This window comes from Pseudonocardia parietis, assembly GCF_017876315.1.
GTDB classification, from domain to species: domain Bacteria; phylum Actinomycetota; class Actinomycetes; order Mycobacteriales; family Pseudonocardiaceae; genus Pseudonocardia; species Pseudonocardia parietis.
The window spans coordinates 1-21,638 of record NZ_JAGINU010000004.1; the positions used below are offsets into that span (position 1 = coordinate 1).

Here is a 21,638-nt window from a genome sequence, read left to right on the forward strand (position 1 = left end):
TGTACCGGGGTGGCACGACACATCGCGTCGACGTGTCGTCGGCAGGACCGTCTGTCAGGTCTCGGACGCCGCTCGACGGGCGCGTCACCGAGGCCCGATCGCCAACTCGCCCGGCACGCTCGGTCAGTCCGGCCCGCAAAGGCAGGGCCGGCTCGGGCGACGTAGCGGTGGGTCGGCGGCATAAGCGTGGACGTGTTCCGGCGAACCCTTTCCAGTCCGAGAACCGTTGAATCGTGATCCAGAACTCTGGATCCAGGATGCGCTGAAGTTAACCGGGCTCTCCCGGAGTGTCAACTGCCTCACAAGCTACGGAGCGCGACGTACTCACGCCACGGCCCACGCGCCCGGGATGCTTACGAAGACGGAATCAGCCGGTCAGCGGCCAGTCGGGCGGTCTCGGCCAGGTGCTCGGCCACGATCGCGATCCGTTCGGTGTTGAGCAGCCGGTTCGGGGTGATGACCCAGAACGTCCGCCGTGCGACGATCCGGTCGTGCAGCACCGGCCGCAGACGTCGGTCACCGTCAGCGAGAAAGCACGGCACCAACCCCAGTCCAACCCCCGCCGCGGCCGCCTCGACCTGCGCGAACAGGTTCGTGGTCCGGAAAACGACGTTCGCCCGGGCCGCGATGTCCTCGGCGCTCTGCAGCTCGGGGAGATCGAGCAGCGAGGCGACGAACCAGACCATGTCATGGTCGGCCAAGTCGTCGGGGTCGCGGATGCGCGACCGGCCGGCCAGGTAGTCGGGACTGCCGTAGATCCGCAGTTCGTAGTCGCAAAGATGATCGATCCGGAACCCGGGCCGCTCGGGCCGGTGGATCGTCACGGCGAGGTCGAACTCCCCCACCCCGTAGTCGAGCAGGTGACTCTTGGTCACCAGCTCGATCTGGATACCGGGATGGACCCGGCGGAGTCGACTGAGCCCTGGCGCGATCACCGAGCCGCCGAAACCGTCGGTCGCCACGATCCGAACCGTCCCCCGCGGACTGTGTCCGTCGTCGGTCACCGCGCCGCGCGCGGCATCGGCCTCCGCCTCGATCCGCTGGGCGTAGGGCAACAGTCGCCGCCCTGCCGCCGTCGGAGTCCAGCCACGTGGCGTCTTGTCGAACAGGCGCTGCCCCAGCTGCTTCTCCAACGCGCTGATCCGCCGCCGGATCGTCGTGTGCTCGACTCCCATCCGCTCGGCCGCGACGGTGAGGCGCCCGTAGCGGGTCAGCTCGAGGAAGTAGCGGAGGTCTTCGAGATTCACGTGTGCATTCTTGCACAGCGACCGTGCTCAACTTCGTCTTGAGTGTGCTGATTTGCCCGTCGATAGTGACTACGAACTCGACACGAACGGAGCGTGACAATGAGCGTCATCGGATTCGTCGGCCTGGGCAACATGGGCGGGCCCATGGCGGCGAACCTGGTCAAGGCCGGGTACGACGTGCAGGGATTCGACCTCGGCGAGGAGGCGACGACCAAGGCAGCCCGGGCGGGCGTCACGATCGTCTCCTCTGCCGACGAGGCCGGCGAGGGTGCCGACGTCCTGGTGACGATGCTGCCGAAGGGCGAGCACGTGCGCGCCGTTCTGCTGGGTGAGAACGGTCCGCTCACCCGGTTGAAGCCGGGCGGTCTCGTGGTCGACGCATCCTCGATCGACGTCGCGACCAGCCGGGACCTGCACACCGCGGCCACCGAACGCGGCCTGCAGGTGCTCGACGCCCCGGTCTCGGGCGGCGTCGCAGGAGCCACCAACGGCACGCTCACCTTCATGATCGGCGGCACGGCGGACGCGCTCGCCGCGGCCATGCCGGTCCTCGACGTGATGGGGTCGAAGTTCTTCCACGTGGGGGACGCCGGCGCGGGGCAGGCGGTCAAGGCCTGCAACCAGATGGTGGTGGGCGCGAGCCTCGTCGCGGTTTCCGAGGCCTTCGTCCTCGCCGAGCAGCTGGGTGTGTCGAACCAGAACCTGTTCGATGTCCTGAGCACCTCGTCGGGCAACTGCTGGGCGCTGCACAACTTCACCCCGCGCCCGGGGCTGGTCGAGGGCTCGGCCGCCGACAACGGCTACGCGCCCAAGTTCGCCGCCGCCCTGCTGGCCAAGGACCTCGGTCTGGCTGCGAGTGCTGCGGAGAGCGTCGGGGTCCAGCTCGTCGTCGGCGCCGGCGCACGGGAGACGGTCGACAAGTTCGCCGCGACCGACGGCGGGCTCGACTCGTCCGCCGTGATCAAGGCCGTCGACGTCAGCTCCTGATCACCGACCAGAACGACCCGGAAGAGGACATTTCCATGAGCACGAGCACTCCCGATTTCCTGAACTACGTCGACGGCAGCTGGGTCGGCGCGCGCAACGACGAGTGGATCGACGTCGTCAGCCCACGCAATCGGCAGGTGATCGCCCGTGTCCCGCGCGGCGCCGAGAAGGATGTCGCCGACGCCGTCGACGCGGCCGGGCGTGCCTTCCCGGGCTGGCGCGACACCGCGCCGCGGGCCCGCGGCCGCCTGCTGCAGCAGATCGCCGACGCGATCGAGCCGCACGTGGAGAGGATTGCCCGCCAGATCGCCGAGGAGAACGGCAACGCCCTGCGGACCCAGGCCCGCGGCGAGGTCCAGTACGCGATCGACGTCTTCCGCTACTTCGGTTCCGTCGCGAGCGAGACCAAGGGCGAGACGATCCCACTCAACGCGCACGTGCTCGACTACTCCCGCCGTGAGCCGATCGGCGTCGTCGGCGCGATCGTGCCGTGGAACGCCCCGGTGCAGCTGGCGTCGATGAAGATCGCGGCCGCACTCGCCGCCGGCAACACGCTGGTGCTCAAGGCCGCCGAGGACGCCCCACTGGCCGTCCTCGAAATCGTCAAGATCTGCGCCGAGTTCCTGCCCGCCGGCGTGCTGAACTGCGTCGTCGGCTACGGCACCGAGGCCGGCGAGGCGCTCATCACGCACCCCGCGGTCCGCAAGCTGTCCTTCACCGGCTCGACCGCCGTCGGCAAGCGCGTCATGTCTGCCGCCGCCGAGCGGATCGTGCCGGTCTCGCTGGAACTCGGCGGCAAGAACCCGCAGATCGTCTTCCCGGACGCCGACGAGGACTGGGTCGCCCAGGGCGTCGTGACCGGCATGCGGTTCGTCCGCCAGGGCCAGTCCTGCACCGCGGGCTCCCGGTTGTTCGTGCACCGCTCGATCGTCGACTCGTTCGTCGAGAAGGTCACCGCCCACCTCGCGAAGCTGAAGGTCGGCGACCCGCTGGACGAGGCCACCGACATGGGTGCCGTGGTCAACCAGAAGCAGTTCGACCGGGTCTGCGGCTTCATCGACGAGGGCCTGCAGCGCGGCGACGCCCGGGTCGCCATCGGTGGGCGGCCGCCGTCGGAGGGCCCGCTCTCGGAGGGTTACTACATCGAGCCCACCGTATTCGTCGGGATCGAGAACTCCTGGCGGATCGCCCAAGAAGAGATCTTCGGGCCGGTCCTGTGTGTGATCCCGTGGGACGACGAGGACGAGGTCGTCCGGATGGCCAACGACACCCACTACGGGCTGTCCGCCTTCATCTGGACCCACGACATCGGCAAGGCGCTGCGCACCGCCCACTCGATCGACGCCGGCTGGGTGCAGGTCAACCAGGGCGGCGGCCAGGTACTCGGCCAGTCCTACGGCGGGTACAAGCAGAGCGGCATCGGTCGTGAGTTCTCCCTCGAGGGCATGCTGGAGAGCTTCACCGAGCGCAAGCACGTCTCCGTCGACACCTCGCGCTGAGGCACTGTGATGCCCCTCAGTGCCTTCACCGACGAGCTGGGCCGGGTCCTGCGGACAGACCCGACCGCCGACCTGGTCGTCGACCGGGTCGCCGTGCAGACCGTCGACGACGTCGCCGTGGTGACGCTGTCGAAGCCCGAGGCACGCAACGCCCTGTCGCTGGCCAGCTGGCGACGTCTGCACACCGTGTTCGAGCAGCTCCGCGGACACGCTGGCCTGCGGGCCGTCGTCGTCCGCGGAGCCGGTCCCGACGCCCTCGCGGCCGGTGCCGACATCAAGGAGTTCCCGCAGACCCGGCTGGGTGCCGCCGCCGCGACCGACTACAACGAGTCGATCGCCCGCGCCCTGCGCGCGGTCTCCGCGGTCCCGGCGCCCGTGATCGCCTCGATCCACGGGCTCGCGGTCGGCGGCGGCTGCGAGCTCGCCGCGGCGTGCGACGTCCGGATCGCCTCCACAGCAGCACGCTTCGGCATCCCGATCGGCAAGCTGGGCGTGACCCTCGGCTACACCGAGACGTCGGCGGTGGCCCGGTTGATCGGGCCGGCAGAGCTGAAGTACCTGCTGTTCAGCGGCGAGATCGTGCCCGCGGCCGAGGCGCACCGGATCGGTCTCGTGCAGCGGCTCACCGAACCCGGCGAGCTGACCGACACCGTCATCGCGTTCGTCGAGCGCATCCGCGCGCAAGCCCCGGTCACGATCCGGGCCGCGAAACTCGTGTCGGACATGGCCGGCCGGCCGCTGACCGACATCGATGCCGACCTGCTGTCGCGGCTGCACGTCGAGGCCTACGACGGCGCGGATCTTCGCGAGGGTGTCGCCGCGTTCAGCGAGCGCCGGTCACCGGTGTTCGGCACGAAGGGAGAGGACTGACATGGGAGCACTCGACGGGATCCGCGTCGTCGACCTCACCCGCTACCTGTCGGGGCCGACGCTGACGATGCTGCTGGCCGACATGGGCGCCGACGTCGTCAAGGTCGAGACCCTGCCGACGGGCGACCCGGCCCGTCAGTCCGGCCCGTTCCAGGACGCCGAGAGCGTCTACTACATGGCCTCGAACCGGAACAAGCGCAGCGTGGCCCTCGACCTGCGCAGCGACGAGGGGGCCGCGGCGCTGCGGCGGCTGATCGCCGAGGCCGACGTGTTCGTCCAGAACTTCAAGCCGGGCACGGTCGAGAAGATGGGCGTCGGCCCGGAGGCGATGCGGGAGCTGAACCCGCGCCTGGTCTACGTCTCGCTCAGCGGGTTCGGTCAGCGTGCACCCGGGTCGGAGCTGGCCGGCTTCGACCAGACCGCGCAGGCGATGTCCGGGTTGATGAGCGTCACCGGTACCGAGGAGACCGGTCCGCTGCGCGTCGGTATCGCGGTCGCCGACTCGGCGACGGGCGTGTTCGGCGCCGTGGGTGTGCTGTCCGCGCTCTACGAGCGTGAGCGCACCGGCCGCGGGACCGTCGTCGAGGGCTCGCTGATGCAGTCGATGCTGACGCTGCTGTCCTACCAGGCCCAGAAGTACCTCAGTCTGGGCGTGACTCCGGGCCAGGACGGCAACGACCACCCGATCATGTTCCCGCAGGGCACCTTCAAGACCCGTGACGGCGCGATGACCCTCGCCTGCGGCAACGAGAAGATGTGGCAGCGCCTCTGCGGGGTCCTCGGGACGCGGGAGTGGGAGAACGATTCCCGCTTCGCCAGCAACGCCGACCGGATGGACAACCGGACCGAGCTGCGCAAGCTCATCGAGGAGGTCCTGGCCACCCGAACCACCGAGGAGTGGCTCGAGATCGTCGGCGCCGGCGCTGTGCCGTGCGGCCCCGTCCTCACGATCCCCGAGGCGCTTGAGCATCCCATCACCGCCGGGCTGGACATGGTCGCCGAGGTCGACCACTCGACACTCGGCACGATGAAGGTCCTCGGCCAGTCGGTGAACATCGGCGACCCCGATCCCGAGTGGTTGCACCGGCCCGCTCCGATGCTCGGCGAGCACACCGAGGAGGTCCTCACCGGCGCCGGCTACAGCGCGGACGAGGTGGATCTCATGGTCGTCGCCGGGCATGCCGCACAGTGGCGCAAGGCCGGCGGCTGAGCGGAGCCCGCCGCAACCGGTGCCGGCCACGTTCCCCGCCAGGAACGCGGCCGGCACCGGCCTCGACCCGATGTCAGCTCGCGGCAGAACCGCCGAGCGAGATCACGAGCTTCTCTGCCGCCTTTCCGAGGTGCCGGCGCACCGCCGCCTCCGCGGCGTCCGCTTCCCGGTCGCGCAGGGCCAGCGCGATCTCCTCGTGCTCGCGCCATGCACTGTCGAAGACGTTGGTCGAGTGCAGGACGCTGACCATCGCACGCTCCACGATCGACCACACCGGCACGATCGCTCGCTGGAAGTGCAGGTTGTGGGTCGCCGAGAGGATCGCCATGTGGAACTCGCGGTCCGCGGCCAGCAGCTGCCCGGCGTCGTAGGAGGCGAACGCGGCTCCGTGCTCGTCCACGATCGCCTGGATCCGTCGGAGGCTCTCGTCCGACGCATGCTCGGCGACATTGCGCACCGCACTCGACTCCAGCGCGGTGCGTACCTCGTACACCTGTCGCACGTCGGACTCGGTCAGCGGCCGTACCGCCACTCCCCCGCCGGGCACGTTCTCGAGCAGGCCTTCCGCGACCAGATCGGGTATCGCAGCCCTGATCGGCATCCGGCTGACGCCGAGCTGACGGGCCACCTGGACCTGGTTGAGCTTGCCGGACGGAATCTCCTCGAGCGCGATCGCCAGACGCAATCGATCCCGCACCGTCCGTACGAGCGTGGTCGTGTCGCGAGGCGGAAGCTGCTCCAGCGCAGAGCTCTTCGCCGATCCGGCGTCCTCGGTTGTCATCGTGACACCCTCCCGTTGCTCGCAGAGCGAAACTAGCAGCGAGGCTTGTGGATCCTGAAGCCAGCGGTTGCATCGCCACCGTTCGTGGGCCGCGGGCGCCGGCTACTCACACGAACGGTCCGGCAGGCGATGGTGAACCGCCGGCCGGACCGTCGAGCGACTCACGCCGTCTCGGTGATCTTCCGGTCGACCCAGGGCATCATGTCGCGCAGCCGGGCGCCGACCTGCTCGATGCCGTGCTCCTTACCCTCGGCACGCAGCCGCAGGAAGTTGGGACGTCCGTTGTCGTCCTCGGCGATCCACTCCTTGGCGAACGTGCCGTCCTGGATCTCGGTGAGGATCCGGCGCATCTCGGCACGGGTGTCACCGTTCACGATGCGCGGCCCACGAGTCAGGTCGCCGTATTCGGCCGTGTCGCTGCACGAGTACCGCTGGCGGGCGATCCCGCCCTCATAGACGAGGTCGATGATCAGCTTCATCTCGTGCAGGACCTCGAAGTAGGCGATCTCCGGCTGGTAACCGGCCTCGACCAAGGTGTCGAACCCCGCCTGGATCAGCGCCGAGGCACCCCCGCACAGAACCGCCTGCTCCCCGAAGAGGTCGGTCTCGGTCTCCTCGGCGACCGTGGTCTCGATGACCCCGGCCCGGGTACCGCCCAGTCCCTTCGCATAGGCGAGAGCGAGCTGCATGGCGTTGCCCGAGCCGTCTTGATCGACCGCGACCAGGCACGGCACCCCGTGCCCGTCGACGAACTGACGACGAACGAGGTGCCCCGGCCCCTTCGGCGCGACCAGCGCGACATCCACCCCGGCAGGGGCCTCGATGTATCCGTACCGGACGTTGAACCCGTGGCTGAAGATCAGCAGCTTGCCCTGGCCCAGGTTCGGCGCGATCTCATCGGCGTACAGCGATCGCTGGACGGTGTCGGGCGCCTGCACCGAGATGATGTCCGCCTCGGCCGCGGCCTCTGCGGGGGTGACGACCCGCAGGCCCTCCTCCTCGGCCTTCGCACGCGACTTCGATCCCTCGGGCAGGCCGACGCGGACGTCGATGCCCGAGTCGCGCAGGCAGAGCGCGTGCGCGTGCCCCTGACTGCCGTACCCGATGACGGCGACCTTGCGACTCTGGATCGCTCCCAGGTCGGCGTCGTCGTCGTAGTAGACGGTGGCGGTCATCGGTCCACTTCCTTCCGAACTGTCTGAACGGCTCCCTTGGCGCGAAGCCGCGGAGAAACGTAGCACCAGTCTGTCTCCTGGATCCAGGAGACAGGATCACCGATTCTCTTCGGTGTCTTGAGGCACTGCACCTCTCCGGGTATCCTTGATCCTGGATCCACACATGCCTACAGCGATGCTCCGTCCGCACTGCGGAGATCGCGGCGGCGGGCGGCCAGGCAGGCCGCCCGAGCATCTCGTGGCGCCAGCCACGGTCATCACGAGACTCGAAAGGTCCGTTCCCGAACATGGTTGACACCGTCGTTATCCCGAGACAGGAGCTCGCCGAACCACCGGCCGGTACGCGAGCGGCCGTGGTCGACTGCGACACGCACCCGATCCTTCCTTCGGCACGCGAACTCCTCCCCTACCTCGACGAGTACTGGGGCGACCAGCTGATCGGCGCGCTCGCGCCGTACTACGACCCCAACTACCACCCGCGCGGGTCGAACATCGCCCAGCTCCCGGACGCCCGGACCGACGCCGACGGGCGCGCCGCCACCCGGGTCGAGGACTTCGTCGCCGACGTGTTCGCAGACGGACGCACCGACTTCGCGATCCTCAACTGCCTCTACGCCGTCCAGCAGATGCACCAGCCCCGCCGCGAGGCGGCGCACGCCAGAGCGCTCAACGACTGGATCGCCCACGAATGGCTCGCCCAGGACTCGCGGCTGCGCGCGTCGATCGTCGTGCCTCAGGGCACACCCGAGCTGGCGGCCGAGGAGATCAACCGTCGAGCCGATGACGACCGGTTCGTGCAGGTCCTACTCCTCGGCCAGTCCGAGCTCCTGTACGGGCGCCAGATCAACTGGCCGATCTGGGAGGCCGCCGAGCGCAACGGGCTGCCGGTCACCCTCCACCTCGGTGGCGTGTTCCGCCAGGCGCCGACCTCGGTCGGCTGGCCGACCTCGTACCTGGAGTGGTACGTCGGCCAACAGTCCAACCTCGAGGCCCAGATCAACTCGATCGTCTCCGAGGGCGTCCTGCAGAAGTTCCCGAACACCAGGGTCGTCGTCAGCGAGGTCGGGTTCCACTGGCTCCCGCCGTTCGTGTGGAAGTTCGACAAGCTCTGGAAGAGCTACCGGCACGACGTCCCGTGGCTCGACCGTGCGCCGTCCGATCTGATCCGTGACCACTTCCGGTTCACGACCGCCCCGTCGGACGGAGCCGAGGAGGCCGGCGGACTCGACAGCATCGTCGACCGCATGGGCAGCGACCAGATGCTCGTCTACTCCAGTGACTACCCCCACCGGCACACGACCGGCCCGCACCAGATCGCGAACGGAACGTCGAACGACGAGCTGATCGAGCGCATCTACCGGCAGAACGCCTGGGACCTCTACCACCTGAGCGTCCCGGCCAGCGGGTGAAAGGCGGCACCAGCATGACTGTCATCGACCACGCTCCCGCGAACGCTCCCGTCGGCCCGCCGGTGCTCGGCACCGGGATCTTCGACGTCGACATCCACCCGGTCCCGAAGGAAGGCCTGATCGCCTCCTACCTGCCCGAGCGGTGGCGCACCCACATCGCCGAGTACGGCGTGCGCACCACGACCGGCCTGTCCACGGTCACCGAGTACCCGCAGATGTTCGGCGGTGCCATGCGCAACGACGCCTGGCCCGACGACGGCGCCTACCCGGGGTCCTCGCTGGAGCTGCTCCGGTCCCAGCTGCTCGACCCGTACGGCATCACGATCGGCGTGCTGCAGTGCCTGGCCCCGGGCGGCCAGACACTGAACCCGGCCAGCCAGGCGCTGGACCCGCGACTCGCGGACGCACTCACCCGCGCCATCAACGACTGGCAGCTCGAGCACCTCGTCTACCCCGAGCCGCGCCTGCGCGCTTCGGCCCCGGTCGCCTTCGAGGCCGCCGACTTCGCCGTCAAGGAGATCGAGCGGGTCGGCTCGAACCCCGGCGTCGTGTCGGTGCTGGGTCTGAGCAAGACCCTGGAGCCGCTCGGCAGCCGCCGCTACTGGCCGATCTACGAGGCCGCCGTCGCCCACGGCCTGCCCATCCAGTTCCACCTGTCCCAGGGCGGTGGGCACGCCAACACCGGGACCGGCTGGACCTCCTATCACACCGAGTACCACGTCGGGCACACCCAGAGCCTGCAGTCGCAGATGCTCAGCCTGATCCTCTCCGGGACGTTCGACCGGTTCCCGGACCTCAAGGTGATGTTCGTCGAGGGCAACGTGGTGCACTTCGCGCCGCTGGCCCAGCGACTGGACTACCACTGGCGCAACCTGCGCAGTGAGGTCCCCGACCTGCAGCGCAAGCCGTCGGAGTACATCCGCGACCACATCTGGGCCTCCACTCAGCCGATCGACGAGCCGGAGAACCCGCGCCATCTCGCCGAGCTGATCGAGGAGTTCTGTCCGGACAACGTCGTGTTCGCCACCGACTACCCACACTTCGACTTCGACTCCCCCGAGACGGCCTTCCCGGCCGTCTTCCCGGAGGAACTGAAGCAGAAGATCCTGCGTGACAACGGTCTGCGCTTCTTCGGCCTGGACGGGTGAGGTCATGACCAAGTACGCAGTCGCCAACGTCGCCGACATCGGCCCGGGCGAGCGCAAGATCGTCGAACTCGAAGGCCGGAAGATCGGGGTCTTCAACGTCGACGGCGAGTACTACGCCCTGCTCGACCAGTGCCCGCACGCCGGCGCAGCACTCTGCAGCTTCGGGACCGTCTTCGGAGTCTCCGAGTCCGAGGCCCCGGGCGAGCCGGTCACCTACGAACGGAACCGCTCGCTGCGGTGCCCGTGGCACGCCTGGGAATACGACATCCGCACCGGCGAGTCGTTCTTCGACCCACGCAACTCGCGGGTCCGCAAGTACAACGTCGAAGTCGTCCCCGGGTCCCCGGAGGACACCGTCGACCCCAACGGCGGCGTACAGAAGGGGCCGTACGTGATGGAGGGCTACGCCGTGTCCGTCGACGGCGACGTCGTCGTCGTCGACACCAGCCGGCGCCGGCCCTCGCGCGGGCCCCGCGCGCAGGCGACCGGCCAGGCCTGACCCACCCGGCCGCTTTCGCCGGGCCGGCGCGATCCGCCGGCTCGGCGGTGCCTCCCTGTCGATCAGAACGTGCGCGAACGGATGATCTCATGTCGAACACCCCCCGCAACGATGCCGCCGAGGTACGCGCGGTCGTCGCCGAGATCTCGCCGGCGGCGACAGGCGTCGTATCCGTGCGGCTGGAACCGGCCGTCGGCGACAAGATGCCGTCCTGGGAACCCGGCGCCCACGTCGACCTCGTCCTCGGGCCCGACCTCGAACGGCAGTACTCGCTCTGTGGTGATCCCGCCGATCTGCGGAGTTGGCGGATCGGGGTGCTGCGCGAGCCCGAGAGTCGCGGCGGCTCGTCTCACGTGCACGACAACCTCGTTGTCGGCGACGAGGTCCGCTGCCGGGGACCGCGCAACAATTTCTCTCTCGACGACGCCGACGACTACGTGTTCATCGCCGGAGGCATCGGGATCACCCCGATCCTGCCGATGATCGGTGCCTGCGAGGCGGCCGGGAAACCGTGGCGGCTCGTCTACGGAGGACGCGCCGAGGACTCTATGGCGTTCCGCTCCGAACTCGCCGCCTACGGCGACCGCGTCACGATCTGGCCGCAGGACACTCGGGGGTTGCTCGACCTCGACGGGCTGCTCGGCACCCCCGCGCCCGGCACGGAGATCTACTGCTGCGGCCCGGGCGCGCTGCTCGACGCGGTCGAGGAACGCTGCGCGAACTGGCCCGACGGCGCCCTGCATCTCGAGCGGTTCCGCCCCAAGGAGGGCGCGCTCGACGGGGAGAACTCCGCGTTCGAGGTGGTCCTCGACTACTCCGACATCAGCATCATGGTCGCACCGGACCAGACGGTCGCCGAGGCGATCGAGGCCGCCGGCGTGCACATTCCGACCTCATGCCGGGAAGGGACCTGCGGCACCTGCGAGACCGTCGTGCTCGAGGGAGAACCCGACCACCGCGACTCCTACCTCACCCCCCAGGAGAAGGAGTCGAACGAGGTCATGATGCCGTGCTGTTCGCGGTCCTGCTCGGCGCGCCTGGTCCTCGATCTCTGACGTTGCCTCCCCAGTAACAGCCCCCACGCCGGGGGCAGTTTTCACGTGCCGTCGACACCTGCCTCAAGGGATCACGTCGCCGACGTCTGGCACGGCCGCTCCGAGCGCTGCGCTTGGTGTTCCTGGTCAGCGTGGCGCAGTCTGCAGCCGCAATGCCGAGGACCCCGAGACCCGGATGCCAGTCTTCACCGCGCATCACGGCAGTACGGACAGCGACCTGCCGGTGGACGCGTCATCCGCGCCCGCGCCCTACCGGGCCAGGACCTCCATGCCACCGCACGACAATTGTGCCGCCGGCACGGCTGGGAGCGAGCCACGATGCGCGCGAGCCTCGGAAGCCTGGTCGGCCCGACCTTTCTCCGCGACGGGTTCGAGAGCACGCTACCTGCTCCCTGCGCCGAACTCGTCTCGCTGATCGGGCGGGGGTGTCCCTCGACGGCACCTCGGACACCTCTGTCCAAGTACCCGTAGGGGACTCTCACGGAGCGGTTCACGGCGGAACGATCGACCCGGCGCGGAGTCCCGTCGCCGTCGCTGTCGAGCCGTTCCTCGTTGAGGAGGACCGCTGACCTCCGGGCCCCCAACCGACACGATCTTCCGGGCAGCGTCGCGTCCGCGGAGCACCTTCGGCCGCCAAGGCGGGCTACAGGCGGGCAAGCAAGGAGTGCAGGTGCAGAGCGAGCCGGATTTCGAGCAGCCGGTCCGGGGCACGCCACCTCGGACCGAGCAGCTCACTGATCCGATCGAGACGGCGGTACAGGGTATTGGCATGCACGTGCAGGGCCTCGCAGGTGCGAGTGTGGTGCTCACTGTGGTCGAGGTAAGTCTTCAATGTGGCGACGAGCTCACGGCCTCGGTGTCGGTCGTGGGTCAACAGCGGGCCGATGGTTGCCTGGACGAAGGCGCCTCCCTCACCACGGCCTGAATGGCTGAGCAAGATCCGGTAGATGCCCAACTCATTCGACAGTGCCGGGCGCTCAGTGCGTTCGAGGGCATGGAGCACCGCAGCGGTATGTCGGGCGGCTTCATGGGCATCGCGCACGCCGGTCACGCCGCCGGAGCACTCCGCGACGCCCACCGCGATGCCCGTGGGGAGTCCATTGGCGAGCCGGTCGCGCAGCTGCTCCGGGACCGTGTCCGGCACCAGGACCACCACCACCCCGGCATGCTCGGCAGACCAGCCGCGAAGTTCGGTGGCTGTCCGCGCGCCATGACCGGCGGCGCCCCGCGGATCGTCGCCGTCCTCGACGCTGCTGGGTAGCAGGACGGCGACGGCACTGACCCGAGTGACGTCCACGTGGGCGGCCCGGGCCCGGCGCCGCACCGCGGCCTCGTCCGCCTCAGGGGACAGCAGCGCGGCAAGGACCTCCCCGCGGGTGCGCAGCTCGGCCTCGGCCGCCGTCTGCTCCGAGGCCATTACCAGCGCCATGGTGGTCGCGCCAAGCGCAAGTACCCGTTCGGCGTCCTCGCCGAACTCTCCTGGCGTCGGATGGTGCGCCACCAGACAGCCGGCCCAGCCGGTCGGTAAGCCCACCGGAGCGACGATGGCTGGCCCGGCAGGCCCGCGCACGCGACCCGTCACGGAGCCCAGGGACAGATTGTCCAGAAGCTCGTCGAGGCGCAGCCCGCGGCCGGTGAGTCGCGTGCCGTCAGCGTCGAACACGGAGACCACTGCTCCCAGCGCGCGTTCCATCTCGTCGGCGATGGCAGACGCGCTGCCCCGCCGCAGCACAGTGGCCGTCAATCGGTCGCGCAGTGCGTCGATCTCGCGACGCGCCTCCTCACTCCGCCGCAGCGCCGCATTGGCACGCTCCAGATCAGCTAACGCCTGCCGGTTCTCCTCGAACAGCCGTGCGTTGCCGATCGCGACAGCGGCGTGCGAGCCCAAGGCCGCGAGCAGTTCGATCTCCTGGGCGGTGAACTCCCGTGGTCGCCGGTCGGCCGCGCCTAGTACGCCGATCGTGCCCACGCTGGTGGAGAGCGGAACACCGATTATGCCTCCGAGGTGTTCAGAGCTGACGGCAGCGTCGACGTTCGGCACATGCGGGAATCGGTGGTCGATCGAGAAGTTCTCGGTCCCGATCGGGCGCCCGGTCCTCATCACCGTGCCGGCCAGTCCCTGCCCCGGCGGTAGTTCGATCCCGCGCAGCGCCGCGCCGATCGAGCCGTCCACGACCGCCATCCGGAGCACCGCGTCCGACCGCGCCAACATCAGGTAGGCCACGTCGACGCCCAGCAGCCGGCGCGCCTGGGCGGCCACCTCGCCGAGTACCGCCTGCGGGTCGTGCAGGGTGGCCAGGCGGCGGGCGAGTTCGTTGAGCGCGGCGAGCTCGATCGCGTGCCGACGGCGCTCCCTCAGCCGGGCATGAATGCGCAGTGCCGAGCTCGCCTCAGCGTCGGTCAGCTCGGGGTCGGCACCCGCCGCGAGCCGCTCCGCACGAAGAGCTTCGAGCTCAGTGGCGTCTCGGTCGTCGGCCAGCAGTCGCAACCACGTCACGCACTCCAGGTTATCTTCACCACAGCACTCACGAAACTAGGGAGAACTTCTCCCTAGTTCGCTCCGGTGAGGCATGGTTGATTAGTTGCAGTGCCGACCGGATGGTCCCGGGAAGGAGGTCAATGATGACCGACAAGACCGCACACACGGATGATCACTTCGATGTTGATCGCAGCTACGTCGGTGCGAGGGGCGTGTCGGCGTACCGCTGACCGAGTAGGCCGCCGCACGATGCGACTCTGAGCCAGGTCGATGTCCGAGGCGGCCCACTAGCTGGCAGTCACCGTCGAAGGTGCCTAGCACGAGGCCGTGGACTGCTCTCCACATGTCTCGGACCACCCAGTACGTTCCATCTCCAGCGATGAGTATCACTCAAAGGCAGCCCACCACTCGGGCCAGCACTCGAATCGCGGAGAACTAGCAGTCGATACGATCCTGGCCACGCAGCTCGGTCATTGAACGCTGGTCGCGACTCCCTGCAACGATTTCTTATATATATATATCGACTTGCGCAGCGCTCTCATTTTTGACTCGCCACTGAAGGCTGAATGTGGATCCAGAAGACAGCTGGGGCCAATACCTGGAAGATTGAACGATCGACGTATCGGCCGAAATCGCAAAGATTTGCGTCAAACAACACGAGGAGAAATGATGCCACAGCGTATTGTCGACCTGTCGTTGACGATCGACGACAACATGCCGGCCCATAAGCTGTTCCAGCGGCCGTTCCACATGCCCCACCTGACACACGAGCAGACGAGCAGTTGGGGCCTCGGGACCGAGGACGACCCCATGACCACCGCGACCGCGTACGTAAGCATGAATGATCATGTCGGTACCCACGTCGATTCGTTCTTCCACGTGAGCCCGACCGGCGGGAAGATCGCCGACATGCCGCTCGATATGTTCATGGGAAAGGCGGTCTGCTTCGACCTGACACACGTCCCCGACCTGGGGGAGATCGATGTGGCAGAGATGGAGGCGGCTGAGAAGGCGTCGGAGGTCACCGTCGACGGCCATATCGTCCTGCTCAACACCGGGCTGCACCGTCGCCACTACCCGAACCCGGAAGTGTGCACCAGCAACCCGGGGGTCTCTGCCGAAGCCACCCACTGGCTGGCCGATCGTGGTTCCAAGATCCATGGCGTCGAGGGGCCGTCGACGGACGCACCCAACCACGCACTGTTCCCCAACCACCGGGTCTGCCGCGATCGTGGACTGACCCACTACGAGTGGCTGGTCAACCTGGAAGAACTGGTGGGCAAGGGCGAATTCATGTTCTACGGGGCCCCACTGAAGCTAGGGCAGGGAACCGGTGGCCTTACGCGGGCATTCGCCGTGGTGGACGACTGAGCACCCCGCGGGAGACGATACCGATGACCACTGATCTTCCCCTCGACAATGCGACCGCCCTCCGAGTACTCGTCGCGGCACGCGAGGTCTCGCCCGTCGAGATCGTACGAGAGGCCCTTGACCGAGCCAAGGACGTCGATGCCGATCTCAATCTCTTCGTCACCGTCACTGAGGAACTGGCCCTCGCCTCCGCCAGGGCTGTCGAACAGGCAGTGATGTCCGGTGAGGACCTCGGCCCACTCGCCGGAGTACCCATCACGGTCAAGGACAACCTCAACGTCGCCGGAGTCCCCACCCGGTCGGGTTCCACCGCCACACCCGACGCGCCGGTACAGGCCGACTCACCCGCGGTGGCGCGAGCCCGGCAGGCGGGAGCCTGCATCCTGGGCAAGACGACGACCTCGGAGTTCGCCATCAAGGCCGTCGGGCAGAGTCCGCTCACCGGGATCACCCGGAACCCTTGGAACCCACAGCGCACCACCGGTGGGTCGAGTGCGGGGGGTGCCGCGGCGGTCGCGGCCGGGGTCGTTCCGCTCTCGGTCGTGACCGACGGTGGAGGATCGACCCGCATTCCTGCTTCGCTGTGCGGAGTCTTCGGGATCAAACCCCAGTTCGGGCGCGTCCCGTACCTGCCCGTGAGCGCCACTCCGACATTGAGTCACGTCGGGTGCGTAACCTTCCGGGTTCGGGACGCGCTCTTGGCTCTGCGCAGCGTCGCGGGACCAGATGCCCGCGACGCCGCCGCCCCTCCCATCGGTCCGATCGGCGAGATATCCGTGAGCTCGAGGATGCCGACGCTCCGAGTGGCGTTGTGCCCCGACCTGGGTGGCGCCCGACCACGCGACGATGTCCGCGCTGCGGTGGATCACGCAGCCGGTCTGCTGCGTGATCGTTGGGGCTGCTCGGTCGAGTCGGTCGCCGACGTTGTGGGCGGTGACTCGAGCCAGATCTTCTACTCCGAGTTCCTGGCCGGCGCCGGTGCCCGGCTCGCTCCGTTGTTGTCCGGGAGCCGAGAGCAGCTCGACCCGGACGTCGTCAGCGTCCTTGAGCATGGCGCAAACCAGACGCTGACCGATTACATGGAGATGCAGGGGCGTCGGCACGCACTGAGGGCGCGGGTTCACGAACTGTTCGAGCGCTTTGACGTGCTGGTTACGCCAACAGTCCCCGTTACTGCGTTCGGGGCATCGGAGTCTTGCCCGGCGGAACTCGGACTGACCGCCGACGATCCGTTCGGTTGGCTACCCTATACGTATCCGTTCAACCTAACCGGCAATCCGGCAGCGAGCATTCCCTGTGGCACAGGCGGCGACGGGCTTCCAATCGGGATGCAGGTCGTCGGGCGTCCCTACGATGAGGCCACGGTCTTGACTGTCGCAGCCGCGATGGAATCGACAGCCCCATGGTCTCGTCCGGCCGATGATCTCCGCAAGGCGGCAGGGCACCATCCCGTCGGCTGATCATCGGGAGACTCACGTCGAATCTCGACCGGCGCCCAAGAACTTCCCAACCTTCGGAAAATTACCGGGAACACTCAGGATGTCAATTCTGTAGCCGCCTCCGATCCATCGGCGTAACCATTTCAGTCGCCGATGGATCGACGGCCGCCGCGTGCCCAAACACTTCAGGAGCTGCAAATGTCCGAAAAACGCTCGAACTCGATGAGCCGAGTATCCGTTGCCAGTCTGATCGGCACGACCGTCGAGTGGTACGACTTCTTCATCTTCGGCACGGCAGCAGCCCTGGTCTTCAGCCAGGTCTTCTTTCCAGCACTCGGGACGGCGTCCGGCCTGTTCGCGTCGTTGGCGACGGTCGGTGTCGCCTTCGTCGCGCGACCCTTCGGGTCGATCTTGTTCGGTCACTTCGGCGACCGGATCGGCCGAAAGGTGACGCTGGTGGCGACCCTCCTGCTGATGGGCTTCGCCACCGTCGCGATCGGACTCCTTCCCACCGCCGAGACGATCGGTCCGCTTGCACCCGTCCTTCTAGTACTGCAACGGCGGTTCGGCGTGTCGTGAGAGGCTGGTCCGGGTTCGGCGGTGATGATCGTCGTGTGGTGGATCTTGCTGGGTGGGTGGCGGCGTTGGACGAGGTGATCGCGTCGATCGGGCCGCGGTTCTTCCGTCGGGAGCCTCGCGGCCGGGCCGGCACCTACGTGCGTGGACTGCTCGCGGGGTTGGAACGCAAGAACGGCTGGACGCTGGCCGAACATGCGGGTGCAATGTCGCCGGACTCGACACAGCGGCTGTTGCGGACCGCGGACTGGGACGTCGACGGGGTCCGTGACGACGTCCGCGACTATGCCCTGGATGCGCTCGGCGACCCGGCGTCGGGGGTGTTCGTGGTCGATGAGACCGGGTTCGTCAAGAAGGGCGTGCGCTCGGCCGGGGTGCAGCGACAGTACACCGGCACCACCGGGAAGATCGACAACTGTCAGCTCGGGGTGTTCCTGGCCTACGCCAGTTCGCGGGGGCGGGCGCTGATCGACCGGGAGCTCTACCTGCCGACGTCGTGGACCGAGGACCGCGATCGCTGTGCGAAGGCCGACGTGCCCGACGAGGTGGGGTTCGCGACGAAACCGCAGCTCGGGTTGGCGATGCTCGACCGCGCCCACGCCACCGGGCTGCTCGCCCCCGGATCGTGGGTGACCGCCGACGAGGCCTATGGGCAGAACCCGACCTTCCGAACGTGGCTCGCCGACCGCGAGATGCCGTTCGTGCTGGCCACCCGCAACGACGACGTGTTGCGCAGTCCCGACGGGCACCGCCGCCAGGCCAAGATCCTGGCCAGCATCGCCGGGGCCCGTGACCCCGATACCGGCCGCAGTGGCTGGGAGCGGCGCTCGGTCGGCGCGGGCGCGCACGGCGACCGGGACTACGACTGGACCGTGGTCACTCTCGACCCCGCCGGGCTACCCGCCGGGTGGGGACACTGGCTGCTGGTCCGTCGCCAGACCGAACCTGGCGAGGGCAAGACCCTGCGGGAGTTGGCGTTCTACCGCTGCGCTGCACCGTCCGGGACGCCGCTGCGGGAGTTGGTTCGGGTCGCCGGCGCCCGGTGGGCGATCGAGGAATGCTTCCAGACCGCGAAGAACGAAGCCGGCCTCGACCAGTACCAAGTGCGCTCCTACCGAGCGTGGTATGCCCACATCACCCTGGCCATGCTCGCCGCTGCCTACCTCGCCGCCACCCGCACCCGGGAGGCCGAAAAGGGGGGCCTCCACCCGACAACGATCAGTTGATCCCCTTGAGCGGCAACGAGATCCGCCGCCTACTCGCCCGGCTGGTTCTCACTCCAGCGGCCTGCGTGGCGACCACGATCGCCTGGTCGGTTTGGCGCCGACGCCGACAACATCAGGCCCGGACCTGCCACTACCGCCGCCGCGGCCAACGCCCACCTACCTGACGAACCGCCGTTGCAGTACTAGTGCTCCTCCGGCTGCTGCAAGGCCTCGCCGTCGGCGGCGAGTGGGCCGGAGCAGTCCTTCTCACAGCTGAGCATGCGCCGACCCACAAGCGAGGCGCCTACGCGGCGTTCCCGCAGCTGGGCGCAGCCATCGCATTCGTGCTCACGAGCCTCACATTCATGGCGACCAGCCTGACACTGACGACCGAGCAGTTCATGTCCTTCGGCTGGAGAATCCCCTTCCTCGCCAGCATCGTTCTCGTCTTCATTGGACTCTACGTCCGGCTCAACATCAGTGAGACCCCCGCGTTCGCCGCTGTAACCTCCCGCAAGAGCGTCGCCCGTCTGCCGATCGCCGAGGTCGTCCGCCATCAGAAGCGGGAGATCCTGCTGGCCGGCGGCTCGATCACCATGATCTTCGCGTTCTTCTACATCGGCGTCACCTATTTGACTGCGTACGGGACCGGGACGCTCGGACTGTCCCGGGTCTCGGTGCTGGCTATCGGTATCGTGGCCGGAATCTTCTTCGCCGCCACCACGGTGGCCGGTGCGGTGCTGTCGGACCGAATCGGACGACGGAAGGTCATCCTCGCTGCGAACGTGGTGGCCGTGCCGTGGGCCCTCGTCCTTTTCCGGCTCTTCCGGAAATGGAGTGCAGGTGAGGGCGTGAGCGACCGCGGGAGTCGGGTCGTGTCGCTGCACTGAGGCGGGCCCCGAGAAGTTGATGATGAAGGTTCCTACACCGAAACATCGTCGAACACCCCGGGGACCCGATGTCGCAGCCTACGTGCCCGCCTGCCCAGATCGTGGCCGACACGATCGTCCGTACCGTCGAGCTCGGTGTGCGGATCACCGACGCCGCGCTGGACGGTGAGACGACGGTGGTGTGGTGCGAGCTGATCACCGACGGGCCCGACGTGTGTCCGGGGTGCGGGTTGGTCGGGGTCTACCGGGACAGCACCGAGCGCCGCGTCTGTGACGTCCCGGTGGTCGGGCATCCTCTCGTGCTGCGGGTCCGGGTTCCGCGCTACCGGTGTGTGCATGACGGTTGCGCCCGCGAGATCTTCGCTCATGACTCGGCTCGCCTGGCCCGCCCCGGGGCCTCGACCACCCGGCGTTGCGCGGACTATGTGTTGCGCCGCTTGGCGATCGACAAGGCCACCGTCGCCGCGGTCGCCCGGGAGCTCGGCCGGAGCTGGGACACCGTGAACAGCGTCGCGGTCGCCGCGACCGAGCAGCTGCTGCTGCGCGCCGGCCCCGCCCGGCTCGACGGGGTGCAGGTGATCGGGGTCGACGAGCACAAGTGGGCCCACGTGTTCGGCGCCGCGGGCGACGGGTTCGTCACCGTGATCACCGACCTCACCGAGGTCGTCGCGGGCCGAGGACCGGCACGGCTGCTCGACGTGGTCGCGGACCGCTCGGCGGCAGCCTTGAAGACCTGGCTCGACGACCGCGACCAGGCCTTCCGCGACGGGGTCCGGGTCGTGGCGATGGACGGGTTCGGCGGCTACAAGAACGCCGCCACCGACGCCGTCCCGGACGCGGTCACCGTGATGGACCCATTCCACGTCGTCGCCCTCGCCGGCGCGAAGCTCGACCTGTGTCGCCAACGCGTCCAGCAGGACACCCTCGGCCACCGAGGCCGCACCGGTGACCCGCTCTACCGGGCACGTCGCACCCTGCGCACCCGCCTCGCGCTACTCACCGACCGCCAACGCGCCCGGCTCGAGGCGGTGTTCGCCGCCGACGAGCACGTCGCGGTCGAAGTCACGTGGTGGGCCTACCAGCAGATCATCGCCGCCTACGCCGACCAGAACCGTCAACGCGGCAAGACCCTGCTCACCGCCGTGATCAACCGACTGCGCACAGGACTACCGGCCGGGCTCGACGAGCTCACCACCCTGGGACGGACGCTGCACCGGCGACGAAACGACGTCCTGGCCTACTTCGACCACCAAGCCTCGAACGGCCCGACCGAAGCCATCAACGGCCGACTCGAAGCGCTGCGACGCAACGCCCTCGGCTTCCGCAACCTGCTCAACTACCGCATCCGATCACTACTGCACTGCGGAGCCCTCGCACTCTAAAACCGGAAGAGCCCCTTTTCCCCGTCGTCGACATCGGGAGTCCGGTGACGTTCGGGATCGGCGTCACCGTCACCCTGAGCATCTTCGGTTTCGCTTACGGGCCGGCGGGCGCATATCTACCTGAGCTGTTCCGTTCACACTACCGCTACACCGGTGCGGGCATGGCGCAGAGCTTCGCCGGAATTGCCGGGGGTGCGATCCCGCCGCTGTTCGCGGCCTGGCTCGCCGCAATGTACGGCAGCTGGGCGATCGGAGTCTTCCTCGCCGTCGTCGCCCTCATCTCGATGTTCTGCGTGCTCGCCCTCCACGAGACCCGCAGTATCGATCTCGCCGACGCCTCGGTCGAGAAGAGCGAGAACGACCCGGAGCGGACTTCGCAGGCCTGACTCGGGTAACCAGCATCTCGCGGCTCCAGG

17 protein-coding genes and 2 pseudogenes are annotated in these 21,638 nt (G+C 68.3%); 15 read left to right on the forward strand and 4 right to left on the reverse strand.

Translation table 11 applies throughout. The features are described 5' to 3' along the window. Positions 1-353: 353 nt before the first annotated feature. A complete protein-coding gene (locus JOF36_RS36150) occupies positions 354-1,247 on the reverse strand; it encodes a LysR family transcriptional regulator (protein ID WP_210036755.1) in 894 nt (297 codons plus the stop codon). 93 nt (positions 1,248-1,340) lie between these two features. On the opposite strand from JOF36_RS36150, the gene mmsB reads away from it, so the two are divergent. From mmsB to JOF36_RS36170, 4 genes are read left to right on the forward strand one after another with little or no spacing between them, the layout of a single operon-like run. Continuing rightward, complete coding sequence (gene mmsB, locus JOF36_RS36155) at positions 1,341-2,234, forward strand: 3-hydroxyisobutyrate dehydrogenase (RefSeq protein WP_307862802.1); 894 nt, start codon at positions 1,341-1,343, stop codon at positions 2,232-2,234. Positions 2,235-2,269: 35 nt separating this feature from the next. Continuing rightward, positions 2,270-3,733, forward strand: coding sequence for an aldehyde dehydrogenase family protein (locus JOF36_RS36160; protein ID WP_210036757.1), 1,464 nt, complete (start codon positions 2,270-2,272; stop codon positions 3,731-3,733). A gap of 9 nt (positions 3,734-3,742) precedes the next feature. Next, complete coding sequence (locus tag JOF36_RS36165; RefSeq protein WP_210036758.1) at positions 3,743-4,603, forward strand: enoyl-CoA hydratase/isomerase family protein; 861 nt, start codon at positions 3,743-3,745, stop codon at positions 4,601-4,603. Position 4,604: 1 nt separating this feature from the next. Next, positions 4,605-5,813 carry a CaiB/BaiF CoA transferase family protein gene (locus JOF36_RS36170; protein WP_210036759.1) on the forward strand — a complete coding sequence of 403 codons (1,209 nt, stop codon included), beginning with the start codon at positions 4,605-4,607 and terminating at the stop codon, positions 5,811-5,813. 73 nt (positions 5,814-5,886) lie between these two features. On the opposite strand, the gene JOF36_RS36175 is transcribed toward JOF36_RS36170, so the two are convergent. Together JOF36_RS36175 and ilvC are read right to left on the reverse strand one after the other, a co-directional pair. After that, positions 5,887-6,594, reverse strand: a complete 708-nt coding sequence (locus JOF36_RS36175) for a GntR family transcriptional regulator (protein ID WP_210036760.1) — start codon at positions 6,592-6,594, stop codon at positions 5,887-5,889. A 161-nt stretch (positions 6,595-6,755) separates the two neighbouring features. Beyond that, positions 6,756-7,769: a ketol-acid reductoisomerase gene (gene ilvC / locus JOF36_RS36180; protein ID WP_210036761.1), complete on the reverse strand. Its 1,014-nt coding sequence runs from the start codon at positions 7,767-7,769 to the stop codon at positions 6,756-6,758. Between the two features lie 287 nt (positions 7,770-8,056). Between ilvC and JOF36_RS36185 the strand changes: the two genes are divergently transcribed. The 4 genes from JOF36_RS36185 (at position 8,057) to JOF36_RS36200 (ending at position 11,880) form a co-directional block, all read left to right on the forward strand. After that, positions 8,057-9,178, forward strand: coding sequence for an amidohydrolase family protein (locus tag JOF36_RS36185; protein ID WP_210036762.1), 1,122 nt, complete (start codon positions 8,057-8,059; stop codon positions 9,176-9,178). Between the two features lie 14 nt (positions 9,179-9,192). Next, positions 9,193-10,326, forward strand: a complete 1,134-nt coding sequence (locus JOF36_RS36190; RefSeq protein ID WP_210036763.1) for an amidohydrolase family protein — start codon at positions 9,193-9,195, stop codon at positions 10,324-10,326. Positions 10,327-10,330: 4 nt separating this feature from the next. Continuing rightward, positions 10,331-10,825 (forward strand): Rieske (2Fe-2S) protein, encoded by a 495-nt coding sequence (locus tag JOF36_RS36195; RefSeq protein ID WP_210036764.1) that lies wholly within the window; start codon positions 10,331-10,333, stop codon positions 10,823-10,825. 89 nt (positions 10,826-10,914) lie between these two features. After that, positions 10,915-11,880 (forward strand): PDR/VanB family oxidoreductase, encoded by a 966-nt coding sequence (locus JOF36_RS36200; RefSeq protein ID WP_210036765.1) that lies wholly within the window; start codon positions 10,915-10,917, stop codon positions 11,878-11,880. 643 nt (positions 11,881-12,523) lie between these two features. Here the strand turns inward: JOF36_RS36200 and JOF36_RS36205 are convergent. After that, positions 12,524-14,377, reverse strand: coding sequence for a helix-turn-helix domain-containing protein (locus JOF36_RS36205; protein ID WP_210036766.1), 1,854 nt, complete (start codon positions 14,375-14,377; stop codon positions 12,524-12,526). 651 nt (positions 14,378-15,028) lie between these two features. Between JOF36_RS36205 and JOF36_RS36210 the strand changes: the two genes are divergently transcribed. The 7 genes and pseudogenes from JOF36_RS36210 (at position 15,029) to JOF36_RS36240 (ending at position 21,608) form a co-directional block, all read left to right on the forward strand. Continuing rightward, positions 15,029-15,730, forward strand: coding sequence for a cyclase family protein (locus JOF36_RS36210; RefSeq protein WP_210036767.1), 702 nt, complete (start codon positions 15,029-15,031; stop codon positions 15,728-15,730). A gap of 23 nt (positions 15,731-15,753) precedes the next feature. Continuing rightward, positions 15,754-17,190, forward strand: coding sequence for an amidase (locus JOF36_RS36215; protein WP_210036768.1), 1,437 nt, complete (start codon positions 15,754-15,756; stop codon positions 17,188-17,190). 177 nt (positions 17,191-17,367) lie between these two features. Further along, positions 17,368-17,730, forward strand: a pseudogene (locus JOF36_RS36220) (MFS transporter); the annotation flags it as partial. Positions 17,731-17,783: 53 nt separating this feature from the next. Next, positions 17,784-18,971 (forward strand): IS701 family transposase, encoded by a 1,188-nt coding sequence (locus JOF36_RS36225; RefSeq protein WP_372447481.1) that lies wholly within the window; start codon positions 17,784-17,786, stop codon positions 18,969-18,971. A 182-nt stretch (positions 18,972-19,153) separates the two neighbouring features. Then, a pseudogene (locus JOF36_RS36230) lies at positions 19,154-19,840 on the forward strand (MFS transporter); the annotation flags it as partial. A 68-nt stretch (positions 19,841-19,908) separates the two neighbouring features. After that, the gene (locus JOF36_RS36235) at positions 19,909-21,222 is read left to right on the forward strand and encodes an ISL3 family transposase (protein ID WP_210032157.1); all 1,314 of its coding nucleotides are present in this window, start codon (positions 19,909-19,911) and stop codon (positions 21,220-21,222) included. A 44-nt stretch (positions 21,223-21,266) separates the two neighbouring features. Next, a complete protein-coding gene (locus JOF36_RS36240; protein ID WP_210036771.1) occupies positions 21,267-21,608 on the forward strand; it encodes a hypothetical protein in 342 nt (113 codons plus the stop codon). Positions 21,609-21,638: the final 30 nt, after the last annotated feature.

Coding starts and splice junctions, on each gene's coding strand:
- JOF36_RS36160 (WP_210036757.1), top strand. CDS start 2,270: ATGAGCACGAGCACTCCCGATTTCCTGAACTACGTCGACGGCAGCTGG.
- JOF36_RS36165 (WP_210036758.1), top strand. CDS start 3,743: ATGCCCCTCAGTGCCTTCACCGACGAGCTGGGCCGGGTCCTGCGGACA.
- JOF36_RS36170 (WP_210036759.1), top strand. CDS start 4,605: ATGGGAGCACTCGACGGGATCCGCGTCGTCGACCTCACCCGCTACCTG.
- JOF36_RS36175 (WP_210036760.1), bottom strand. CDS start 6,594: ATGACAACCGAGGACGCCGGATCGGCGAAGAGCTCTGCGCTGGAGCAG.
- ilvC (WP_210036761.1), bottom strand. CDS start 7,769: ATGACCGCCACCGTCTACTACGACGACGACGCCGACCTGGGAGCGATC.
- JOF36_RS36185 (WP_210036762.1), top strand. CDS start 8,057: ATGGTTGACACCGTCGTTATCCCGAGACAGGAGCTCGCCGAACCACCG.
- JOF36_RS36190 (WP_210036763.1), top strand. CDS start 9,193: ATGACTGTCATCGACCACGCTCCCGCGAACGCTCCCGTCGGCCCGCCG.
- JOF36_RS36195 (WP_210036764.1), top strand. CDS start 10,331: ATGACCAAGTACGCAGTCGCCAACGTCGCCGACATCGGCCCGGGCGAG.
- JOF36_RS36200 (WP_210036765.1), top strand. CDS start 10,915: ATGTCGAACACCCCCCGCAACGATGCCGCCGAGGTACGCGCGGTCGTC.
- JOF36_RS36210 (WP_210036767.1), top strand. CDS start 15,029: ATGCCACAGCGTATTGTCGACCTGTCGTTGACGATCGACGACAACATG.
- JOF36_RS36215 (WP_210036768.1), top strand. CDS start 15,754: ATGACCACTGATCTTCCCCTCGACAATGCGACCGCCCTCCGAGTACTC.
- JOF36_RS36235 (WP_210032157.1), top strand. CDS start 19,909: ATGTCGCAGCCTACGTGCCCGCCTGCCCAGATCGTGGCCGACACGATC.